This is a genomic window from Campylobacter sp. RM12637, from assembly GCF_020137645.1.
Classification (GTDB): domain Bacteria; phylum Campylobacterota; class Campylobacteria; order Campylobacterales; family Campylobacteraceae; genus Campylobacter_E.
In genome coordinates this window covers 20967-40387 of record NZ_JACGAV010000006.1, presented here as the reverse complement: position 1 = coordinate 40387, position 19421 = coordinate 20967, and the positions used below count along the sequence as shown (strand labels likewise).

At 30.3% G+C, this 19421-nt stretch carries 13 protein-coding genes; 6 read left to right on the top strand and 7 right to left on the bottom strand.

Annotation, left to right across the window (positions count from 1 at the left end):
• Positions 1-7: 7 nt before the first annotated feature.
• The 3 genes from AVBRAN12637_RS04545 to putP form a co-directional block, all read right to left on the bottom strand.
• Entirely contained in the window at positions 8-466 is a 459-nt protein-coding gene (locus AVBRAN12637_RS04545) for a hypothetical protein (protein WP_214117112.1), read from the bottom strand.
• Positions 460-3000: an alanine--tRNA ligase gene (gene alaS / locus AVBRAN12637_RS04540; protein ID WP_336615411.1), complete on the bottom strand. Its 2541-nt coding sequence runs from the start codon at positions 2998-3000 to the stop codon at positions 460-462. Before alaS ends, AVBRAN12637_RS04545 begins: the two co-directional genes overlap by 7 nt.
• A 71-nt stretch (positions 3001-3071) precedes the next feature.
• The gene (gene putP, locus AVBRAN12637_RS04535; RefSeq protein ID WP_214117121.1) at positions 3072-4592 is read right to left on the bottom strand and encodes a sodium/proline symporter PutP; all 1521 of its coding nucleotides are present in this window, start codon (positions 4590-4592) and stop codon (positions 3072-3074) included.
• Positions 4593-4919: 327 nt separating this feature from the next.
• Here putP and AVBRAN12637_RS04530 point away from each other — a divergent pair, with 327 nt between their 5' ends.
• From AVBRAN12637_RS04530 to AVBRAN12637_RS04505, 6 genes are all read left to right on the top strand, one after another.
• Positions 4920-6011: a DegT/DnrJ/EryC1/StrS family aminotransferase gene (locus AVBRAN12637_RS04530; RefSeq protein ID WP_336615410.1), complete on the top strand. Its 1092-nt coding sequence runs from the start codon at positions 4920-4922 to the stop codon at positions 6009-6011.
• On the top strand, positions 6012-7130 hold the full coding sequence (locus AVBRAN12637_RS04525; RefSeq protein ID WP_336615409.1) for a 5-methyltetrahydropteroyltriglutamate--homocysteine S-methyltransferase: 1119 nt from the start codon (positions 6012-6014) through the stop codon (positions 7128-7130).
• Positions 7130-7945, top strand: coding sequence for a Gfo/Idh/MocA family protein (locus AVBRAN12637_RS04520; RefSeq protein WP_336612387.1), 816 nt, complete (start codon positions 7130-7132; stop codon positions 7943-7945). Before AVBRAN12637_RS04525 ends, AVBRAN12637_RS04520 begins: the two co-directional genes overlap by 1 nt.
• A gap of 88 nt (positions 7946-8033) precedes the next feature.
• Positions 8034-9620, top strand: coding sequence for a phosphoglycerate dehydrogenase (gene serA / locus AVBRAN12637_RS04515; protein WP_214117130.1), 1587 nt, complete (start codon positions 8034-8036; stop codon positions 9618-9620).
• The gene (locus tag AVBRAN12637_RS04510; protein ID WP_214142703.1) at positions 9601-10242 is read left to right on the top strand and encodes a histidine phosphatase family protein; all 642 of its coding nucleotides are present in this window, start codon (positions 9601-9603) and stop codon (positions 10240-10242) included. The genes serA and AVBRAN12637_RS04510 overlap by 20 nt, the downstream gene beginning before the upstream one ends.
• A 400-nt stretch (positions 10243-10642) precedes the next feature.
• Positions 10643-11542: a LysR family transcriptional regulator gene (locus AVBRAN12637_RS04505; RefSeq protein ID WP_336612385.1), complete on the top strand. Its 900-nt coding sequence runs from the start codon at positions 10643-10645 to the stop codon at positions 11540-11542.
• Between the two features lie 9 nt (positions 11543-11551).
• Here AVBRAN12637_RS04505 and sdhE read toward each other — a convergent pair whose 3' ends face one another.
• The 4 genes from sdhE to nifJ form a co-directional block, all read right to left on the bottom strand.
• Positions 11552-12412 (bottom strand): 8-methylmenaquinol:fumarate reductase membrane anchor subunit, encoded by an 861-nt coding sequence (gene sdhE / locus AVBRAN12637_RS04500; protein WP_214142701.1) that lies wholly within the window; start codon positions 12410-12412, stop codon positions 11552-11554.
• 3 nt (positions 12413-12415) lie between these two features.
• Positions 12416-13375, bottom strand: a complete 960-nt coding sequence (gene sdhB, locus AVBRAN12637_RS04495; RefSeq protein ID WP_214117140.1) for an 8-methylmenaquinol:fumarate reductase iron-sulfur subunit — start codon at positions 13373-13375, stop codon at positions 12416-12418.
• On the bottom strand, positions 13375-15219 hold the full coding sequence (gene sdhA, locus AVBRAN12637_RS04490) for an 8-methylmenaquinol:fumarate reductase flavoprotein subunit (RefSeq protein WP_336615408.1): 1845 nt from the start codon (positions 15217-15219) through the stop codon (positions 13375-13377). Before sdhA ends, sdhB begins: the two co-directional genes overlap by 1 nt.
• A gap of 647 nt (positions 15220-15866) precedes the next feature.
• Positions 15867-19418 (bottom strand): pyruvate:ferredoxin (flavodoxin) oxidoreductase, encoded by a 3552-nt coding sequence (nifJ, locus tag AVBRAN12637_RS04485; protein ID WP_336615407.1) that lies wholly within the window; start codon positions 19416-19418, stop codon positions 15867-15869.
• Positions 19419-19421 lie beyond the last annotated feature (3 nt).

Genomic DNA, 19421 nt, shown 5'->3' with positions numbered 1-19421 from the left:
AATCTCCTTAAATCATAGTGCTAATGAGTAAAGCAAATAGCACACCAATACAAGAAATCAAAATATTTAACGGGATAAAATAATAAACAATTAAAGCTATTTTTTCATTACAAACTAATAATTTATTTTCTTTTTCTTTCTCACATAAAATAAATTGATAATAAATATATAATAAATTTAAAGTGGCAAAAGCATAAAGCGACCATTGCGTAGATGCTAAAGTATTAAACAATGGGTCAGAACTATTATTAATCATTACATATATAGCACTAAAAGCCATAACAGCCATTAAAACAAAAAACGCATAAAGCTGCTTTTTTAATATCCTTAGTGCTTTTTGTAAATTCTCTTCATCTTCACATAAATAAAAACCAGCATTTGCTCTAATGCCTAAATGAAGACCAATAAAGCAAATACCGGCTAATAAATGTATATAAGGTAAAACTAAGCTATCAAGCCCTAGCATATTACCTTCTTGATTTCATCTTTTGCTAAAGCTAAAGCTTCGTTGATTTTACTAATATCTTTTGCACCTGCAGTAGCAAAATCATCTCTACCGCCGCCATTTCCGCCTAAAAATTGAGCTACAATCTTAGCTAAATTTCCTGCTTTAACGCTAGTATTTTTTGAGCCAACCGCAATGCTTACTTTATCGTCTTTACAAGTAATTAAAACAATAACAGCTTTATCAAATTTATTTTTAAACTCATCTATACCAGCTTTAATATCAAGCCCGTTATATTCACTAACGCAAACATTAACGCCGTTAATAATCTCGCTACTTAAATTATTAGCACCATTTTTTAAAGCTTCTTTTAGTTCTTTTATTTCATTTTTTAAATTCTCAAAACTCTTTAAAATATCATTTGTTTTTAGACTTTTTTTGATATTTTCAAATTCCGCAATCAAATTCCTTGAGTATTCTTTAGCAGCCTTACTAGCTATTGCTTCAATTCTTCTAACACCAGCACTTACTCCACTTTCTTTTAATATTATAAAATCGCCAATTACTGAAGTATTACTAACATGAGTTCCGCCACAAAGCTCAATGCTATCTCCTAAAGTTAATACCCTTACTTTATCGCCATATTTTGTATCAAAAAGCGCCATTGCACCGCATTTTTTTGCACTTTCAATATCAGTTATTTGAATATTTGAATTTGTAGCTTGATAAATCATATCATTTACAATATCACTAATTTGCTTTAGCTCATCTTCATTTAATGCACGGGTAAAATTAAAATCAAATCTAATTCTATTAAAATCTACAAATGAACCTGCTTGAGTTGCATTTTCTCCTAAAACCTTTCTTAATGCATAATGAAGCAAGTGGGTAGCACTATGATGTCTTGCGATTTCTGCTCTTCTTTCGGTATCAATTTTGATTAATAATTCATCATTTACATTAAAATCACCTACAATTTCAACTAAAGCTAAATTAATATCAAAAAATTTCTCAACTTCAAGCACATTTGCAACTAATTTATCATTTTTATAAATACTACCTAAATCGTAATTTTGCCCACCACTTGTTGCATAAAGTGGAGTTTTATCAAACATTAGCCAAGCTTTTTTGCTTTTAATTCCAATTTTAAATTCTTCATCTAAAACAGCTAATAATTTTGCTTTAATTTCAGTATTTTCATATCCAACGAACTCATTTACACCAAATTTATCTAATAATTCTTTAAAATCTCCGTGAGTTGCTTTATCCCCACTACCTTTCCAATTTGCTTTAGCTAATTCTCTTTGCTTAGCCATTAGTTCATTGAATTTGTCTTCATCAATTTTAAGATTTTTTTCTCTTAACATATCAAGAGTTAAATCAAGTGGAAAACCATAAGTATCATATAATTTAAACGCAACTTCTCCACTAAAAACATTTTTAGTATTTTTAAGCTCTTCATTAAAAATACTCATTCCATTTTCAATAGTATTTAAAAATCTCTCTTCTTCGCTTAATAATTGCTCTTTTACAAAAGATTTTTTCTCATTTAAATATGTATAATGCTCTCCCATTAATTCACAAACAATATCTACTAATTTATACATAAATGCACTTTTAAATCCTAGTAAATATCCGTGTCTTAAAGCTCTTCTTACAATACGGCGTAAGACATATCCTCTACCTTCTTTATCAAATGTTACGCCTTGAGCTAGTAAAAATGTAGCTGAACGAATATGATCAGCAATTACTCTAAAGCTTGCTCCACTTTTATATTCATATTTTAGGTTTGCTAAACTTGCGATTTTTTCAATTATTGGCATAAATAATGAGCTATCAAAATTGCTAAATTTACCTTCTTTAATAGCACTTACACGCTCAAGTCCCATACCTGTATCAATGCTAGGTTTTGGTAGTTTTGTCATAGTTCCATCAGGGTGTTTTTCAAACTGCATAAAAACTAAATTCCAAATCTCAAGGAATCTATCTCCATCTCCACCCATATAATCTTCATCGCTTTTAAAATTTTCTTCACCTTGGTCGTAAAAAATCTCACTACAAGGACCACATGGGCCAGTATCACCCATTTGCCAGAAATTATCTTTATCTCCAAATTTATAAATGCGTTCTTTTGCAATGTGTTTTTGCCACATATTATAAGCTTCATCATCGTTTTCATGAACGGTTACATAGAGCCTATCTTTAGGTAATTTTATAACCTCAGTTACAAATTCCCAAGCATATGCAATAGCTTGTTCTTTAAAATAATCACCAAAAGAGAAATTTCCTAACATTTCAAAAAATGTATGATGTCTTGCAGTATAACCAACATTATCTAAGTCATTGTGCTTTCCACCTGCACGAATACAAGTTTGACAGCTTGTTTTTCTAGGTGGATTTGGGCTTGGCACTTCACCTGTAAAAATACTCTTAAAAGGAACCATTCCTGCATTTGCAAAAAGCAAAGTCGCATCATCAGGCACAAGTGGGCTTGATGGGGTAATTTCATGACCTTTACTAGCAAAAAACTCTAAAAATTCTTTTCTTATATCCATTTTTATATCCTTGAAAATTTTTTAAATCATATCAAAAAGGTTTTAAACTAAAGATAATAAAGCTCTAATTTTTAGAGCTTTAATTTAGTTAGCATATCATCATAAGCTTTTTTTGTTCCTTGTCTTACTGGCTGTATTATTGAGCCTATTATTATAAATACTGAAGCTAGTAAAAATCCTGGTATTATTGAATAAAGTTCAAATATACCTTCTTTTGCAATATTAAAATAATCAATATGTTCCCACAAAATCACTCCTAAAGCACCAAAACTCATACCTAAAATCGCACCTAATCTACTCATATTTTTCCAAAATAAAGAAAAAATTATCACACTACCAAAAGAAGCACCAAAACCAGCCCAAGCATATCCAACAATATCAATAATACTGGTATTTTTATCAGCAGAAATTATAAAAGCAACAATAGCAACAACCAAAACACTAAGTCTTGAAACTCTCATTACTATCTTAGCAGGAGCACCTTTATTAAAAATTTTTCTATAAAAATCTTCTGCTAAAGTTGAGCTAGATACTAATAATTGCGAACTTGCCGTACTCATAATCGCTGCTAAAATCGCACTTAATAAAATTCCAGAAATCCAAGGATTAAATAATAATTGGCTAGTTACTATAAAAATTCTATCCTTATCTAATAAGTCTATATTAAACTTATATAAATAAGCTATACCAATAAATCCTATTAAAATAGCTCCAATTAAGCTAATTACCATCCAAGAAATACCTACAAAAGTAGCAATTGGAATGTCTTTTGTGCTTTTTATAGATATAAACCTTACTATTATGTGTGGCTGACCAAAATACCCAAGTCCCCAAGCTAAAGAACTAATTATCCCTACTAAAGTTAGATTTTTACTCATAGAAATATAATCTTTTTGACTTTCTTCTCCAAGCTTAATTATTATATTAATAGCTTCGCTAAATCCGCCTATTTCATTAATCATAACCAATGGAACAATAATTAAAGCTCCCATCATCAATAAGCCTTGTATCAAATCAGTCCAACAAACTGCCTTATATCCGCCAACGAAAGTATAAACAACTATTAATATAGTTCCTGTTATTACTGCTTGTTCGTATTTAACTGAAAATAATTCTTCAAAAAGCTTTCCACCAGCTACTAAACCACTAGATATATAAATAGTAAAAAATATTAAAATCACAATAGCACAAATTATTCTTAAGGTATGACTATCATCGCTAAATCTAGTCTCAAAATAATCAGGAATAGTTATACAATCTTTTCTAACATCAGTATAAATTCTAAGCCTTTTAGCAACAAACATCCAATTAATTAAAGCACCAACACTAAGCCCTATTGCTATATAAGTTTTACCTAAGCCATATAATAAAACAGCCCCTGGTAATCCCATAAGAAGCCAACCACTCATATCAGACGCTCCAGCACTAAGTGCTGATACTATAGGACCCATACCTTTATCGCCTATAAAATAATCTTCTGAAGTTTTATTTTTCTTCCAAAAATAAAACCCAATTCCTAGCATTAATACGCTATAGAATACAAAATCTAAAATTATTGGCAAACTAATTTGCACCTTTTCTAATTCATTCATTTTTATCCTTTTATATAGACTAACTTTTAAAACTCTAGCACCTAAATTCCAATAATAATAAAATACTATAAAATAAGATTATTTAATAATTCAAATATTTTATTAATAAATAGATTTATTACTAGCTATAGTTTTTGAGTATTTGCTACTTGTTTATAAATAAAAGCTTTTAAATATCCTATTTTATCACATTCAATATCATTTTAAATAATTTTTATAAATTTATATTTTAAAAAAGCTTATTATAAAGATTACAATAAAGCCTTAAATAATTATGTATTAAATGAAAGCAAATACAATTAGCCTTTTATTTTTTAAGGATAATCAATGTTAGCATTCTGTGATTTAAAATCTCAATATTTAAAATATAAAAACGAAATAGATGAAAGAATTCAAAATATATTAAATAATACAAGTTTTATAGGTGGTAATGAAGTTGCTTTGCTTGAAAGCAATCTAGCAAATTATACAAAAGCAAAATACGCATATTCTTGCTCAAACGGAACTACGGCTTTATATGTAGCATTAAAAGCTTTAGGGATTAAAGAAGGTGATGAGATAATTACAACTCCTTTTACTTTCATTGCAAGTTCTGAAATGATAGCTTTAATTAAAGCTAAACCTGTTTTTGTTGATATAAGCGAAGTAGATTATAACCTTGATATAAGCAAAATTGAAAGCCTAATTACACCTAAGACTAAGGCTATTTTGGCAGTTTCAATTTTTGGTCAAATGCCTGATTTAAATTCCATAAAAAATATATGTAAAAAACATAATTTATACTTGATTGAAGATGCAGCTCAAAGCTTTGGTGCAAAAGATGATTTAGGCAATATCTCTTGTAATATTGCCGATATTAGCACGACAAGTTTTTTCCCTTCAAAACCACTTGGATGTTATGGAGATGGTGGAGCTATCTTTACAAATAGCGATGAATTAGCAAAAAAAGTAAAATTACTTATAAATCACGGAAGCGAAATGAGATATAAACACGAAATAATAGGCTTAAATGCAAGACTTGATAGCATACAAGCTGCAATTTTAAATGTAAAATTAAAATATTTTGATGAAGAAATTGCTAAAAGAAACGAAATTGCTAACATTTATACAAAAAACCTTAAAAACTGCATTACACCTAAGGTAAAATCAGGATATAAGAGTGTTTGGGCTCAATATAGCGTAAGGGTTAAAAATAGAGATTTAGTAGTAAAAAAACTAAGTGAAAACAATATCCCAACCGCAATTCATTATCCAATAGCACTATATTCGCAACCTTGCTTTAAATATTTAGATTATAAAGCAAGTGATTTTAAAGTATGCGAAAATGTAACGAATGAGATTTTATCTTTGCCATTTTCTGCATTTTTAGATACACTAGACCAAGAAAAAATCATTGAAATTTTTAATAAAGGAGAATAAATGAGAAGATTAGACCAAGTAGGTTCGTTCTTAAGACCAGCCAAATTAAAAGCTGCAAGAAGTGATTATGCAAACGCAAAAATCAGTAAAGACGAATTAAGAGCTATTGAAGATGAGTGCATAAAAGAATTACTAATTGAGTGTGATAAAAACAATGTTTATTATCTAAGTGATGGAGAATTTAGACGCTCTTGGTGGCATTTAGATTTTTATTGGGGATTTAGTGGAATTAGCAAAATTATTAAAGAAAAAGGCTATGTTTTTAAAGGCATAGAAACAAGAGCTGAAGGTATTAAAATAACTAATAAAATAGAGTGTAAAGACCATCCTTTCTTAAAAGATTTTGCAAGTTTAGTAAAAATTGCAAAAGAATTAGGCATTGATACAAATCGCTTAAAATTAACAATTCCTAGCCCATCAATGCTTTTATATATGTTATTTATCCGTGGTGGATTTAATGTAGAATTTGAATACTACGAAAAAGATTATGCAAAATTAAAAGAAGATATTTTAAAAGCCTATGCTGATTTTTATTTAGAATTTGAAAAATTAGGCGGAGTTTATTTACAACTTGATGATGTTAGCTTTGGCTCGTTTTGTGATGAAGATTTTAGAGCAAATCTAATCAAAAATAACTATAACGCCGATGATTGCACTAAAGAATATGTAGAGTATTTAAACAAAAGCCTAGCAACTATGCCAAAAACAATCACAAGTGCAATACATATATGTAGGGGTAATTATAGAAGCCATTTTAGTGCTAGTGGTGGATATAGCAAGGTTGCTAGCGAATTATTTGCAAATCTTAATATAAATAAATTCTTTTTAGAATTTGATGATGATAGGTCAGGAGATTTTGAACCATTAAAATATATTAAAAATCAAATAGTAGTAATTGGGCTTTTGACTACTAAAACTAAGGAAAATCCAAGTATTCAAACTCTAATTAAAAGAGCAAAAGAAGCAGCTAATTTCTTAGATACAAAACAAATTGAGTTTAGCACCCAATGTGGTTTTAGCTCTACAGAAGAAGGCAATGAAATTGATATGAATACTCAGTGGGAAAAAATCGCACTTTTAAATGAATTAAATAATACTTTAGATAAAGAAGGCTTTTAATGAATATAGCATTAATAGGTCTTGGTGTAATGGGTAAAAACCACTACACCGAACTTTGTAAAAAGGATATAAATTTATATTGCTTTGATTTAATTAAGCCTGATTGGATTGATGATGATAAGTATTTTTCTAATTTAGATGAATTGTTAAAAAATGATATTGATGGAGCGATAATAGTTGTTCCGACTAAATATCATTATGAAGTATTTTCTAAGATTAAAGATAAAATCAATTTTATTCTAATAGAAAAACCATTATCATTTAGCCTTGATGAAGCTTTAGCTATTAAAAATAGCGGAGTAAATGTAGCAGTTGGCTTTTGCGAGAGATTTAACCCTGTAAGTCTTGAGTTTTTAAAACATATCAAAAACGAAGAAATAAAATATGCAAGTTTTATAAGAGCATCTAAAAAACCAGCTAGAATTAGTGATGTTGGGGTTGATTTAGACCTTTGTGTGCATGATTTGGATTTAGCAAATTTCTTTGGGATAAAGGCTAGTTTTAAAATAAATCGCACAAATAATCCTTGCACGCAAATTAAGCTAAATTCTAATAATCTTGATATTTTAGCTTCTTGGGAATTTAATAGTAGGATTAGAAAAGCCTTTATAAATACAAATGTATCAAGCTATGAATTAGACTTTTTAAACTCAAAATTAATTAAAGATGAAACTACAATAACACTTCAAGCTCATTCAAGCCTAGCAAAAGAGCAAGATGAGTTTATTAATTATATCAAGACAAATGATTTAGGGCTTTTAGCAAGTGTTGATGATGCTATTTATACTCAAGAAATTCTAAAGAATTTGAATTAAGATATTAAAAATACCGACTTAAAACAAATTAATTAATCAATCCTTTAAAATAATTGCTAGAATAAAGCTTTTATTTAAAGGAGAGTAGATGAACAAGATTTTAGTTTTAGATGGAGTTAGCGATTTAGCTACTAAAATTTTAGAAAAAGATTGCAAAGTAAGTGAATATCCTAAAATTAGCGAAGAAGAATTGCTAAAAATAATTGGTGATTATGATGCAGTTATTTTAAGAAGTGCTACAAAAATTACAGAAAAAGTATTAGAACACGCTCATAGATTAAAAGTAATCGGTAGAGCTGGAGTTGGTGTAGATAATATAGATATAAAAGCAGCTACAAAAAAAGGAATAATAGTAGTAAATGCACCAAATGGTAATACAAACGCAGCTACAGAACATACTTTTGCACTAATGTTAAGCCTTGCTAGAATGATACCTAACGCACATGCTAGTGTTGTAAATGGTATTTGGGATAGAAAAAGCTTTTTAGGACTTGAATTAAAAGATAAAACTTTAGGGGTTTTAGGTTTAGGTAGAATTGGTGCTGGTGTTGCTAGTAGAGCACAAGCATTTGGTATGAAAGTAATTGCGTATGATCCATATCTTAGCAACGAAAGAGCTATTCATTTACAAGTTAAAAAATGTGAATTAGATGAAGTTTATGCTGAAGCTGATTTTATTACATTACACCTTCCATTAACAGATGAAACAAAAGAAATGATAAATAAAAATAGCATAGCTAAAATGAAAAAAGGTGTAAGAATTATAAATGCAGCAAGGGGTGAATGTATTAATCTTGATGATTTAACAAATGCTTTAAAAAATAAAGATATTGCAGGAGCTGCTCTTGATGTTTTTGCTAACGAGCCATTGGGAAACCACGAGATTACAACTTTAAAAAATGTGGTTTTAACACCGCATTTAGGTGCGTCTACAATAGAAGCTCAAGAAGGAGTTGCAGTTGATGTAGCAATTGCTATTAAAGAAGCGTTAAATGGTCAAATGGTTGCTAGTGCTTTAAATGCTGTGCCAGTTAGCCCTGAAATGCTAAATAAAATTAAGCCTTATTTTAATCTAGTAAAAGCATTAGGATTTATTGCATGTGAAGTTAGTAATTCAGCAATTAAACAAGTTTTCATTGAATATTCAAATGCCTTTAAAGAACTTGATACTAGAGCTTTAAGCCAAGTAATGTTATGTGGATTATTAAATTCTATATTGCAAGAAAAAGTAAATATGGTTAATGCACCAATTCTAGCTCAAAATAGAGGAATAAGCTTAATTGAGCAAAAAAGTGATGAAGTAAATAATCAAATAAAAGTAAAAATAGTAAGCGAATTAGGTGAGCACGAAATAAGAGGAGCTTTAATGAGCGATAAGAGTGCTTATGTTAGTGGTATTGATGAATATGATATTAAATTTGAACCAAGTGGAGTATTATTGTTAGTGCCACACGATAATGTGCCTGGTATGATAGGACAAATTGGAACTATTTTAGGCGAAGCAGGAATAAATATTTTAAGTATGCAAGTTAGCAAAACAAATACAAGTGGTGAAAACATAATGGCAATTAGTATTAATAAAAAACCATTAAAAACAGATTATAAAAAACTTTGTGAATTAGCTGGAGTTCATGGAGTTAAGATAATTGATTGCAGTGAGATTTGCGATGATTAATCTAATATTACTTAGACACGGGCAAACTAATTGGAATAAAGAAGGTAGATATCAAGGTCAAATTGATACTGATTTAAGTGATTTAGGCAAGGAACAAGCTAAGAAATTAGCCCTTGCTTTAAAAAATATACAAATTGATTTTTTTATAGCAAGTCCTTTAAAAAGAGCTTATGAAACAGCTTGTGAAAGTGCTAAATTTCACAATAAAGAAGTTTTAAAAGATGAAAGATTATTAGAGATAAATCACGGAACTTGGGAAGGTAGATTATCAAGTGAAATAGAACAAGATTTATTAAAAAAATGGAAGCAAACCCCACATTTAGTAAAAATGCCTAATGGAGAAAGCTTAGAAGATATTTTAAATAGAGTAAAACTTGCAATAAACGATTATATTACAAAATATGATGGAAAAACAATTGCAGTTTTCGCTCACGATGCAGTAAATAAGGTAATCATTTCTCATTTATTAAATGCACCACTTAGCTCATTTTGGAATATTACTCAAGATAATACCTGCATTAATGTCCTTGAAATATCTAATGATTTAGCAAAAATAATAACCTTAAATAACACCAATCATTTAGGGTATTTATATTCTAAAGAAATTCAATTAGGTTTATAATGCTTATTTAAATTCTTATTTTGATTTTTACAAAATAAGAATTTAAAATAATTGCTTTACTAAATAATTCATCTTTAAAAATTATATAAATTTGTATAATATGAAAACCATAAAATACAGCTTCAATTTGCTTTAAAATATTCTTACAAGATATATTAATCTAAAGCAGAATTTGTTGTAATGTCAATATTATTTAACATATTATTTTTGCTATTTTACTTATATTCAGGTATTACCCACGCTAGAATAATCATTTTTACCTTGTTTTAAAATCTTATAATAAATATTATCTATTTAAATTTTAAAAGTAAAAAATTTTATAAAGCTATTTTTTATTTTATTACCAAATAACATATAAAATATTTATATGAAAAATAAAGAATTTAAATTAGGATAAAAGATGAATTTTAGACATATGCAACTATTTTTAAAAGTAGCAAAATTGCAAAGCTTTACAAAGGCTGCAAATGAGCTTAAAATACCGCAACCATCATTATCTCAAAGTATTTTTGCATTAGAAAATGAGCTAAAAACCACGCTTTTTAATAGAAGCACAAATCCAATATCTTTAACCGAAGCAGGAGAAATATATTTAAAAAAAGCAAATCTAATAAAAGATATGATAGCAGAGCTTGATACTGAAATTTCAGCACTAAACAATGCCAAAACTGGCAAAATTCGTATAGCATTCTTACAAAATGGCTATAATATGATTCCAAATCTCTTGCCACAATTTTGCAAGCGTTTTAGCGACGCTAGTATTAAAATTTCTCAAATCTTTTCAACGCTTAAAATCAAACAAATGATTTATGATGATGAAATTGACCTTGGAATGCTAGTTTTACCACTTGATATAAAATATTTAAAATATGAAATAATAAAAAGCAGCAATGTTTTTCTAGCACTACCATCTTTACACGAATTATCTTTAAAATATAAAAATAAAGAATTGCCAGAAATATCAATCAAAGAACTAAAAAATGAGAAATTTATTCTGCCAAAATCTTCTCAAAGAAGTAGATTAGATATTGATTTAATGTTTAAAAACAATGAATTTATTCCTAAAATTTTATGCGAAACTGAGACTTTTGATATTGCAAATTCAATAGTAGCAAGCGGTGTTGGTGCTACTTTTACTATTAGAGAATTAATAAAAGATGATAAAAAAGATAAAATAAAATTATTTAATATAAAAGATAATAATTTAATTAAAACATTAGTTATAGCTTATAAAAAAGATAAAAAACTCTCACATTTAGAGCTTGAGTTTATAAAAATGGCAAAAGAATTAGGGGCTTAGCCCCTAAAATTATGCTAATTTTGTAGCATCAATTATATTTAAATCAAGTCCTAATTGTTCGTTGCTAAGACCAAGTGCTAATCCTACTAATTGAGAAAGATGAATTATTGGCTTTCTAATTTCAGAACCCATTGCATCTTGATAGCGTTCTTGGTAAATATCAAGCTGCATTTGGCAAAGCGGACAAGGTGTAACAACGCAATCAGCACCATTTTTATCAGCACTACCAACAATTTGAGATGACATTTTTTGCACCGATTTTACTGCTGGATAACTAGCGTGAAAACCACAGCAATCTAAGCGTTTTTCAAATGGAACTATTGTCGCACCAAGCGCACTAACTACAGCTTCAAAGCTTTTTGGATTAGTTGAACTTTCTTTTGCGTTATATGATTTTTCAGGGCGAATACTATGACAACCATAAAATAAAGCTACTTTTAGATTAGAAAGTGGCTTAACAACTTTTGATTTTAAGGTATCTAAATTCTCATACAAAATCCATAAAAGGCTTGTTATTTCATTATTTCCTTGATATTTCATATTACCTTTTGCTAAATATTCATTTATGCGGTCTTTTGCACCTTTATCTAAAGCAGTTTTTGCACGAGTTAAAGTTAACATACAAGTGCTACAGGTTGTTAGCATTGGCATATTCATATTCTCAGCTAATGCTATATTTCTAGCATTTGCTACAAGTGCTGCTATTGGGTCTACATCTTGTGCTTGAGATGCACCACAGCAACTCCAACCCTTAATCTCGTGTAAAGTTATACCTAGTATTGGAGCTATTGCTTCTAATGACATTTTTGATTCTTTAGCTGCTTGACTTAAAACACAGCCAGGGAAAAAAGCGAAATCTTTTTGTTGCATAACTTACTCCTTATTAGCAGCTCTAGCTGCTTCAATCATTTTTACTAAATCTTCATGACCTTCAATTTCTTCATCACCAAAAATATGTAATGGATTCATCTTACCTGCTTTCATTAGATTGTATGCAATATCTATTTTTGTAGTATTTGCTAAAACACCTTCAGAGCGAAGTGCTAAATAAATCTCATTTAATCTACCTGTATCTTCTAAGTCTTTTAAGAATGCTTCTGCGTGAGCTGGTCCTGTGCCATCTTTTAAACCTTTTTTCATAGCCATTACTCTTAGCATTGCTATATCATCAGCAGCACTAATTCCTTTAGGACAGCGGTCGGCACACTCTTGACAATGAACGCACATCCAAAGACCATTTGCAATAGATGGTTTTAAGTGTTTTAAAGCATCTTTTGAGCGTGAATCATAAGCAGCACGAAATGCGTGAGTAAATACAAATGGTTCCATATAATCACTTGAATCAGCTTCAAGTTTATTACATTCACTAGCACAACAACCACATAAAATACAATCCCATTGTTTTTTAATAGCATCAACTTCAGCTTGAGTTTGCACGCAACCTTTTTTATCAGAAAAGGCTTCTTTTGGTGTTATAGTTGGTTTTATTTTTCTTAAATTCTCAATACTTGGCTCCCAATCTACAACTAAATCCGAAAGAACTTTAAAATTTGCCAAAGGAGAGATTTTTAAGCTTTCAGGATTATCATATTCTTTTAATAAATCATCCATTTTAGTATCACAAGCAAGGTATGAATGCCCATTCACACGCACACCACAAGCACCACAAATTGCCATACGACAAGCCGAAGTAAAATTTAGTGAAATATCTTGAGTGCGTTTTATATGTTGTAATAAGGCTAAAAGCGTTTTTCCCTTTACTTCATCTATACTTAAATCATATGCTTGAACAAATTTATCAACTCCATTAAAGCGGTCAATTAAAATTTTCATTAGTATTTCCTTTCTTCAGGTTTAAATTCTGTAATAACTACATCTTTATAACTAAGGCTTAATTTGTCATCTTTTAAAGTAACAAGGCTATGTTTTAAGAAATTCTCATCATCTCTTGTTGGATAATCTTCTCTAGTATGAGCCCCACGGCTTTCTTTTCTGTTTAATGCACCAAGACAAGCACATCTTGCTAAAAGAATGAGATTTCCAAATTCTAAATACTCAATTAAAGCAGTGTTATAGAACATATTTGGATTTGAAATTTTAAGATTATTATATTTAGCCCAAATCTCATCTAGGATTTTTATATGTTTTTCAAGCTTTTCTCCTGTTCTATAAATTCCCATATTATCCCAGTTGTATTGTCCAAATTCTTCTCTTAAATCATAAAGCTCGTTAGGTTTTGAATTGCCACTTGTTATATCTTTTAGCTTAATTCTCCATTTTTGAGCTAATTCTTCAGCGTGTTTGCCAGAGCCATAATTTTGTCTTTTATTTGCATACTCACCTGCACCCTCACCTGCAAGTTTGCCTGTAACTGCCGCATCAGCTAAGCTATTTCCACCTAGACGATTTGCTCCGTGAATTGAAGCACAACTTGTCTCACCTGCAGCAAAAAGTCCTGCTAAATGAGTACTCATATCATCAAATTTTGCAATTTCTATACCACCCATTGAATAGTGTGCTGTTGGACGAATTTTAATTGGTTCTTTTACTAAATCTATACCTTCAAATAAAAGTCCAATATGACGAATTTGTGGTAATTCATTCATAATTTGTTCTTCACCTAAATGCGTAACATCTAAAAGAACATAAGAGCCCATTCCCTCTCCAAATCCATTGCCTAAACGAATTTCACTTTCAATTGAACGAGAAACAATATCTCTTGGAGCAAGCTCAAGACGATTTGAGTATTTACTCATAAAGCGTTCGCCTTTATTATTAATTAATTTTCCACCAAGACCTCTTGCCGCTTCAGTAATTAATGCACCACCATTTCTAACTCCTGTTGGGTGAAATTGAAGCATTTCAGGGTCTTTAAACGCAAGTCCAGCTCTAAGTGCTGCAGCAATTCCATCTCCACTAGCATTAAATGGGGTTGAAGTGCGGTTATAGAACACACGAGTATAACCACCTGTTGCTAGAACCACTGATTTTGCTAATACAGGCACTACATCTCCTGTTTGCATATTTAAAAGAACTACACCTTCGCACTCATTATTATCAATCGCAATATCAAGTAAGTAATGGTCAAGCAAGAAATTAACACCATTTGTAATGGCTTCATCAAGACAGGTGTGCATCATAATAGAGCCTGTTTTATCGGCTGCATAATTACAACGTTCATATTTTGCACCACCAGCAAAACGCCTTGCAACCGTTTTATCTTTTTGTCTATTAAAAGGCATTCCTGCATAATCAAGTTCGTGAATTGCTTCAGTTGCTTTTTCAGCAAATTTAATAATTACATCTTGATCGCCTAAAAAATCACTACCTTTAACAGTATCATACGCGTGTAATTTGTTTGAATCACCATTTTCAAAATCAATCACACCATTAATCCCACCTTCAGCCATACAGGTTGCATTTCGTGATGGCATACCTTTATTAACTACTACAACATTTAAATTTGGATGATTTTTTCTAACCGCAACAGCAGCTCTAAGACCAGCACCACCAGAGCCGATAACTAAAACATCTACGCTTGGTAGTGAGGTATTTTTACCACTTTTTTTAAGCTCACTTGCCATAATTGATACAGGGCTTGTGCTAGCTGCTACTGCACCAACACCAATAGTAGCTGATTTTATGAAATCTCGCCTATTGAATTTTTCTTCATTCATATAAAACTCCTTTAAATAAGAATTTTGGTATTAATCTTTATTTTTTTCTTAAAATAAAAAATTAATAGCAAAATATTATTCTAAATTACATTATAAGTCAAATATTATTTTTTTTATAATCTCATAAGATAAAAATTATAATATATAAAAAATCACGATTTTATGGTATTTTGAATTAGAGAATTTATAATAAAATTAATATAAAAAATAAAATATCATCAATATTTATTAGTAATAAACTTATAAAAAGTTTCTTTTTTAGTATTTTAATAATTAATAATTTTTCACATTGCTTATAAATCTATAGTATAAATTTACTAATATTTTAAATATTTAATTTGCCTTTATTTACGCTAATTTTGAATATATACTATTAAGCTTTAAATAGGCAAATTAACACCATTTAAGTAATTACTTTAATTTATAATAATTAGATGATATTTTTATATATTCTTAAAAAATAATTTTAATTTTTGAGTATAAAACTATGAAAGTGTTTTAATGCTTTTATAAGCGTCAATAATGTTTCTTATTTCTTCATAAAAAGATTAATATGATTAATAATTCACTAGTTATTAAAAAATTATATTAATGTTTTAAATTCTATTTGAGTAATAAAATAATCAAGCCCTAAAAAGGGCTTGAAATTATTCAGAAATGCTATAATCAGCTGCTGCTAAACGCTTTAATTGTCTATAGCGTCTTTGTGCATCTGCTTTGTTGCGAGCATATAGTTCTGCTGCTTCTTTTGGATTTCCTTTTTTTAGTGAGTTATAACGAACTTCTGCCATTAAGAACTCTTCATATAAATTCCAATCAGGTTCTTTTGAAGCAATTTTTAATGGATTTTTACCCTCTGCTTCTAATCTTGGATCAAATGTGTAAATTGGCCAATAACCACACTTAGTTGCGATTTCTGCATGATCACCACTAGCACCCATTCCACCTTTAATTCCGTGAGCTATACAAGGGCTATAGCAAATGATTAAGCTTGGTCCATCGTAAGCTTCTGCTGCGATTAGTGCTTTAATAAAATGAGCATAATTTGCATTTGAATTTACTTGAGCTACGAAAATATTTCCATAAGTCATAGCAATTTGTCCTAAGTCTTTTTTCTGACTTGGCTTACCACTTGCAGCAAATTGTGCTACTGCACCTGTTCTAGTTGATTTTGAAGCTTGTCCGCCTGTATTTGAATAAACCTCAGTATCCATTACTAATACATTCACATCTTCTCCACTAGCTAAAACATGGTCAAGCCCACCATAACCAATATCATAAGCCCAGCCATCACCACCAAAAATCCATTGAGATTTTTTAGCTACATAGCTTTTTAGACCTAAAATTTCTTTAGCACCTTCAAGCTCTGCGTGTTGTTCTAATAATGGAATTAGTCTATCTCTAACATCTGCTGTTATATCAGCATTTTTCTTATTAGCCAACCATTCGCCATAAAGAGCTGCAATTGCATTTGGAGCTTTATCTTTTGTATTAATCATAATATCTTCAATTCTATGGCGAATTGTCTCGGTAGCAACTCTCATACCCATACCAAACTCAGCATTGTCTTCAAATAATGAGTTACCCCAAGCAGGTCCAAAACCTTTATCATTTTTGCGATATGGAGTAGAAGGTGCTGAACCACCATAAATTGAGCTACAACCTGTTGCGTTAGCAATCATCATTCTCTCACCAAACATTCTAGTAACTAATGTAATATATGGAGTTTCACCACAACCTGGACATGCTCCGTGGAATTCAAATAATGGTTGTGCAAATTGAGCACCTTTTGTAGTATCTTTTGCTATAAAATTATCTTTATAAGTAACTTTATGGAATAAGTAATCAGCATTATCTTGTTCGCCTTTTTCTAGCTCTTCTTCAAGTGGAACCATAACAAGTGATTTTTCTTTACTTGGACATTCAGTTACACATAACTCGCAACCTGTACAATCTAATGTTGAAACTTGAATTTTAAATTTAAGACTTTCGCCTTTTACACCTTTAGCATCGATTGAATGCTCTTTCACGCCTGCTGGAGCATTTGCCATTTCTTCATCATTAATTAAGAATGGGCGTATTACTGCATGTGGGCAAACTGATGCACATTGGTTACATTGAATACAATTTGCTTCAATCCATTTAGGAACCATAACACCAACACCACGCTTTTCATATTGTGTAGTTCCATGCTCAAAACTACCATCTTCATATCCGATAAATGCTGACACTGGTAAATCATCACCTTTTGCAGCGTTCATAGGTTTAACTATATTTTCAACAAAAGCAGTTCCTGTGTATTTATCATCAGCTTTTTTCTCATCTATTACTAAATTAGCCCAAGCTGGATCAACAGTAACTTTTACTAAACCTTGTGCTCCAATATCAATAGCTTTATAGTTCATCTCAACTACTGCTTCGCCCTTTTTAACATAGCTTTTATATGCAAATTCTTTCATATATTTTTGAGCATCTTCATAATCAATAATTTTTGCTAATTTAAAGAATGCACTTTGCATAATTGTATTTGTTCTATTACCTAGTCCTATATCACGAGCAAGTTTTGTAGCATTTATGATATAAAAATTCACATTTTTTTCAGCTAGAACTTTTTTAACTTTATTAGGAATTTTTTCAATTGTAGTTTGTTCGTCCCAAATTGAGTTTAGTAAGAAAGTTCCGTTTTCTCTAATACCTGCTAAAACATCATAAATATCTAAATATGCAGCAACACTACAAGCAATAAAATGTGGGGTGCTTACTAAATAAGTTGAAGTTATTGGCTTTTTAGAAAACCTTAAATGACTTCTTGTATATCCACCTGATTTTTTACTATCATAAGCAAAATATGCTTGTGCATATAAATCAGTTTTATCTCCAATAATTTTAATTGAGTTTTTATTTGCACCTACTGTTCCATCAGCACCAAGTCCGTAGAATAAACATTCAGTTGTGCTTTCATCTCCTAATGAAATCTTTTTGCCTAGTGGTAATGAAAGATGAGTTACATCATCATTAATTCCAATTGTAAAATTATTTTTTGGTTTTTCTTGATTTAAATTCTCATATACTGCAAGTAATTGTGCAGGGTCAACATCTTTTGAACTAAGACCATATCTACCACCTACAATTAAAGGTGCATTTTCTTTATCATAATATGCAGCTTTTATATCAAGATATAAAGGCTCGCCTATACTACCTGGTTCTTTTGTTCTGTCTAAAACTGCAATCTTTTTAACTGATTTTGGCATTTCTTCAAAGAAATATTTTAAGCTAAATGGTCTATATAAATGAACCATCATAACACCAACTTTTTCGCCTTTTTTGTTTAGATAATCAACCACTTCAGTTAAAGCTTCATTTACACTACCCATAGCAACAATTACACGAGTAGCATCAGCAGCACCATAATATACAAATGGTTTATAAGTTCTACCTGTAACTTTTGAAATCTCTTTCATATAATCAGCTACTACATCAGGTAAAGCATCATAAAATTTATTAGCTAACTCACGAGTTTGAAAATATATATCATCGTTTTGTGCAGTTCCACGAGTTTTTGGATGTTCAGGATTTAAACAGGTATCACGGAATGCTTGAACTGCATCCATATCAATTAATCTTTTAAATACTTCATAGTCCATTACTTCAATTTTTTGAATTTCATGAGATGTTCTAAATCCATCAAAGAAATGCATAAATGGAACTCTTCCTTTAATAGCACTAAGATGAGCAACACCAGCTAAATCCATAGCTTGTTGAACGCTATTTGAACATAGCATTGCAAAACCTGTTTGACGAGCTGCGTAAATATCTTGATGATCACCAAAAATTGATAAAGCTTGAGCAGCAATTGCACGAGCAGCAACATGTATAACACCAGGAAGCATTTGACCTGCGATTTTATACATATTTGGGATCTTAAGTAATAAACCTTGAGAAGCTGTATAAGTTGTAGTTAATGCACCAGCTTGTAACGAACCATGAACGCTACCAGCAGCACCTGCTTCACTTTGCATTTCAACAATTTTTACAGGCATTCCAAAAATATTTTTCTTTCCTTGAGAAGCCCAAATATCTGTATAATCAGCCATAGGTGAACTTGGAGTAATAGGATAAATTCCTGCGACTTCTGTGAATGCATAGGCAGCATATGCAGCGGCTTCGTTACCATCCATTGTTTTCATAACTTTTGCCATAAT

Excerpts from the sequence above, each read along its gene's own strand:
- AVBRAN12637_RS04545 (WP_214117112.1), bottom strand. The coding sequence starts at position 466 with ATGCTAGGGCTTGATAGCTTAGTTTTACCTTATATACATTTATTAGCC.
- alaS (WP_336615411.1), bottom strand. The coding sequence starts at position 3,000 with ATGGATATAAGAAAAGAATTTTTAGAGTTTTTTGCTAGTAAAGGTCAT.
- putP (WP_214117121.1), bottom strand. The coding sequence starts at position 4,592 with ATGAATGAATTAGAAAAGGTGCAAATTAGTTTGCCAATAATTTTAGAT.
- AVBRAN12637_RS04530 (WP_336615410.1), top strand. The coding sequence starts at position 4,920 with ATGTTAGCATTCTGTGATTTAAAATCTCAATATTTAAAATATAAAAAC.
- AVBRAN12637_RS04525 (WP_336615409.1), top strand. The coding sequence starts at position 6,012 with ATGAGAAGATTAGACCAAGTAGGTTCGTTCTTAAGACCAGCCAAATTA.
- AVBRAN12637_RS04520 (WP_336612387.1), top strand. The coding sequence starts at position 7,130 with ATGAATATAGCATTAATAGGTCTTGGTGTAATGGGTAAAAACCACTAC.
- serA (WP_214117130.1), top strand. The coding sequence starts at position 8,034 with ATGAACAAGATTTTAGTTTTAGATGGAGTTAGCGATTTAGCTACTAAA.
- AVBRAN12637_RS04505 (WP_336612385.1), top strand. The coding sequence starts at position 10,643 with ATGAATTTTAGACATATGCAACTATTTTTAAAAGTAGCAAAATTGCAA.
- sdhE (WP_214142701.1), bottom strand. The coding sequence starts at position 12,412 with ATGCAACAAAAAGATTTCGCTTTTTTCCCTGGCTGTGTTTTAAGTCAA.
- sdhB (WP_214117140.1), bottom strand. The coding sequence starts at position 13,375 with ATGAAAATTTTAATTGACCGCTTTAATGGAGTTGATAAATTTGTTCAA.
- sdhA (WP_336615408.1), bottom strand. The coding sequence starts at position 15,219 with ATGAATGAAGAAAAATTCAATAGGCGAGATTTCATAAAATCAGCTACT.
- nifJ (WP_336615407.1), bottom strand. The coding sequence starts at position 19,418 with ATGGCAAAAGTTATGAAAACAATGGATGGTAACGAAGCCGCTGCATAT.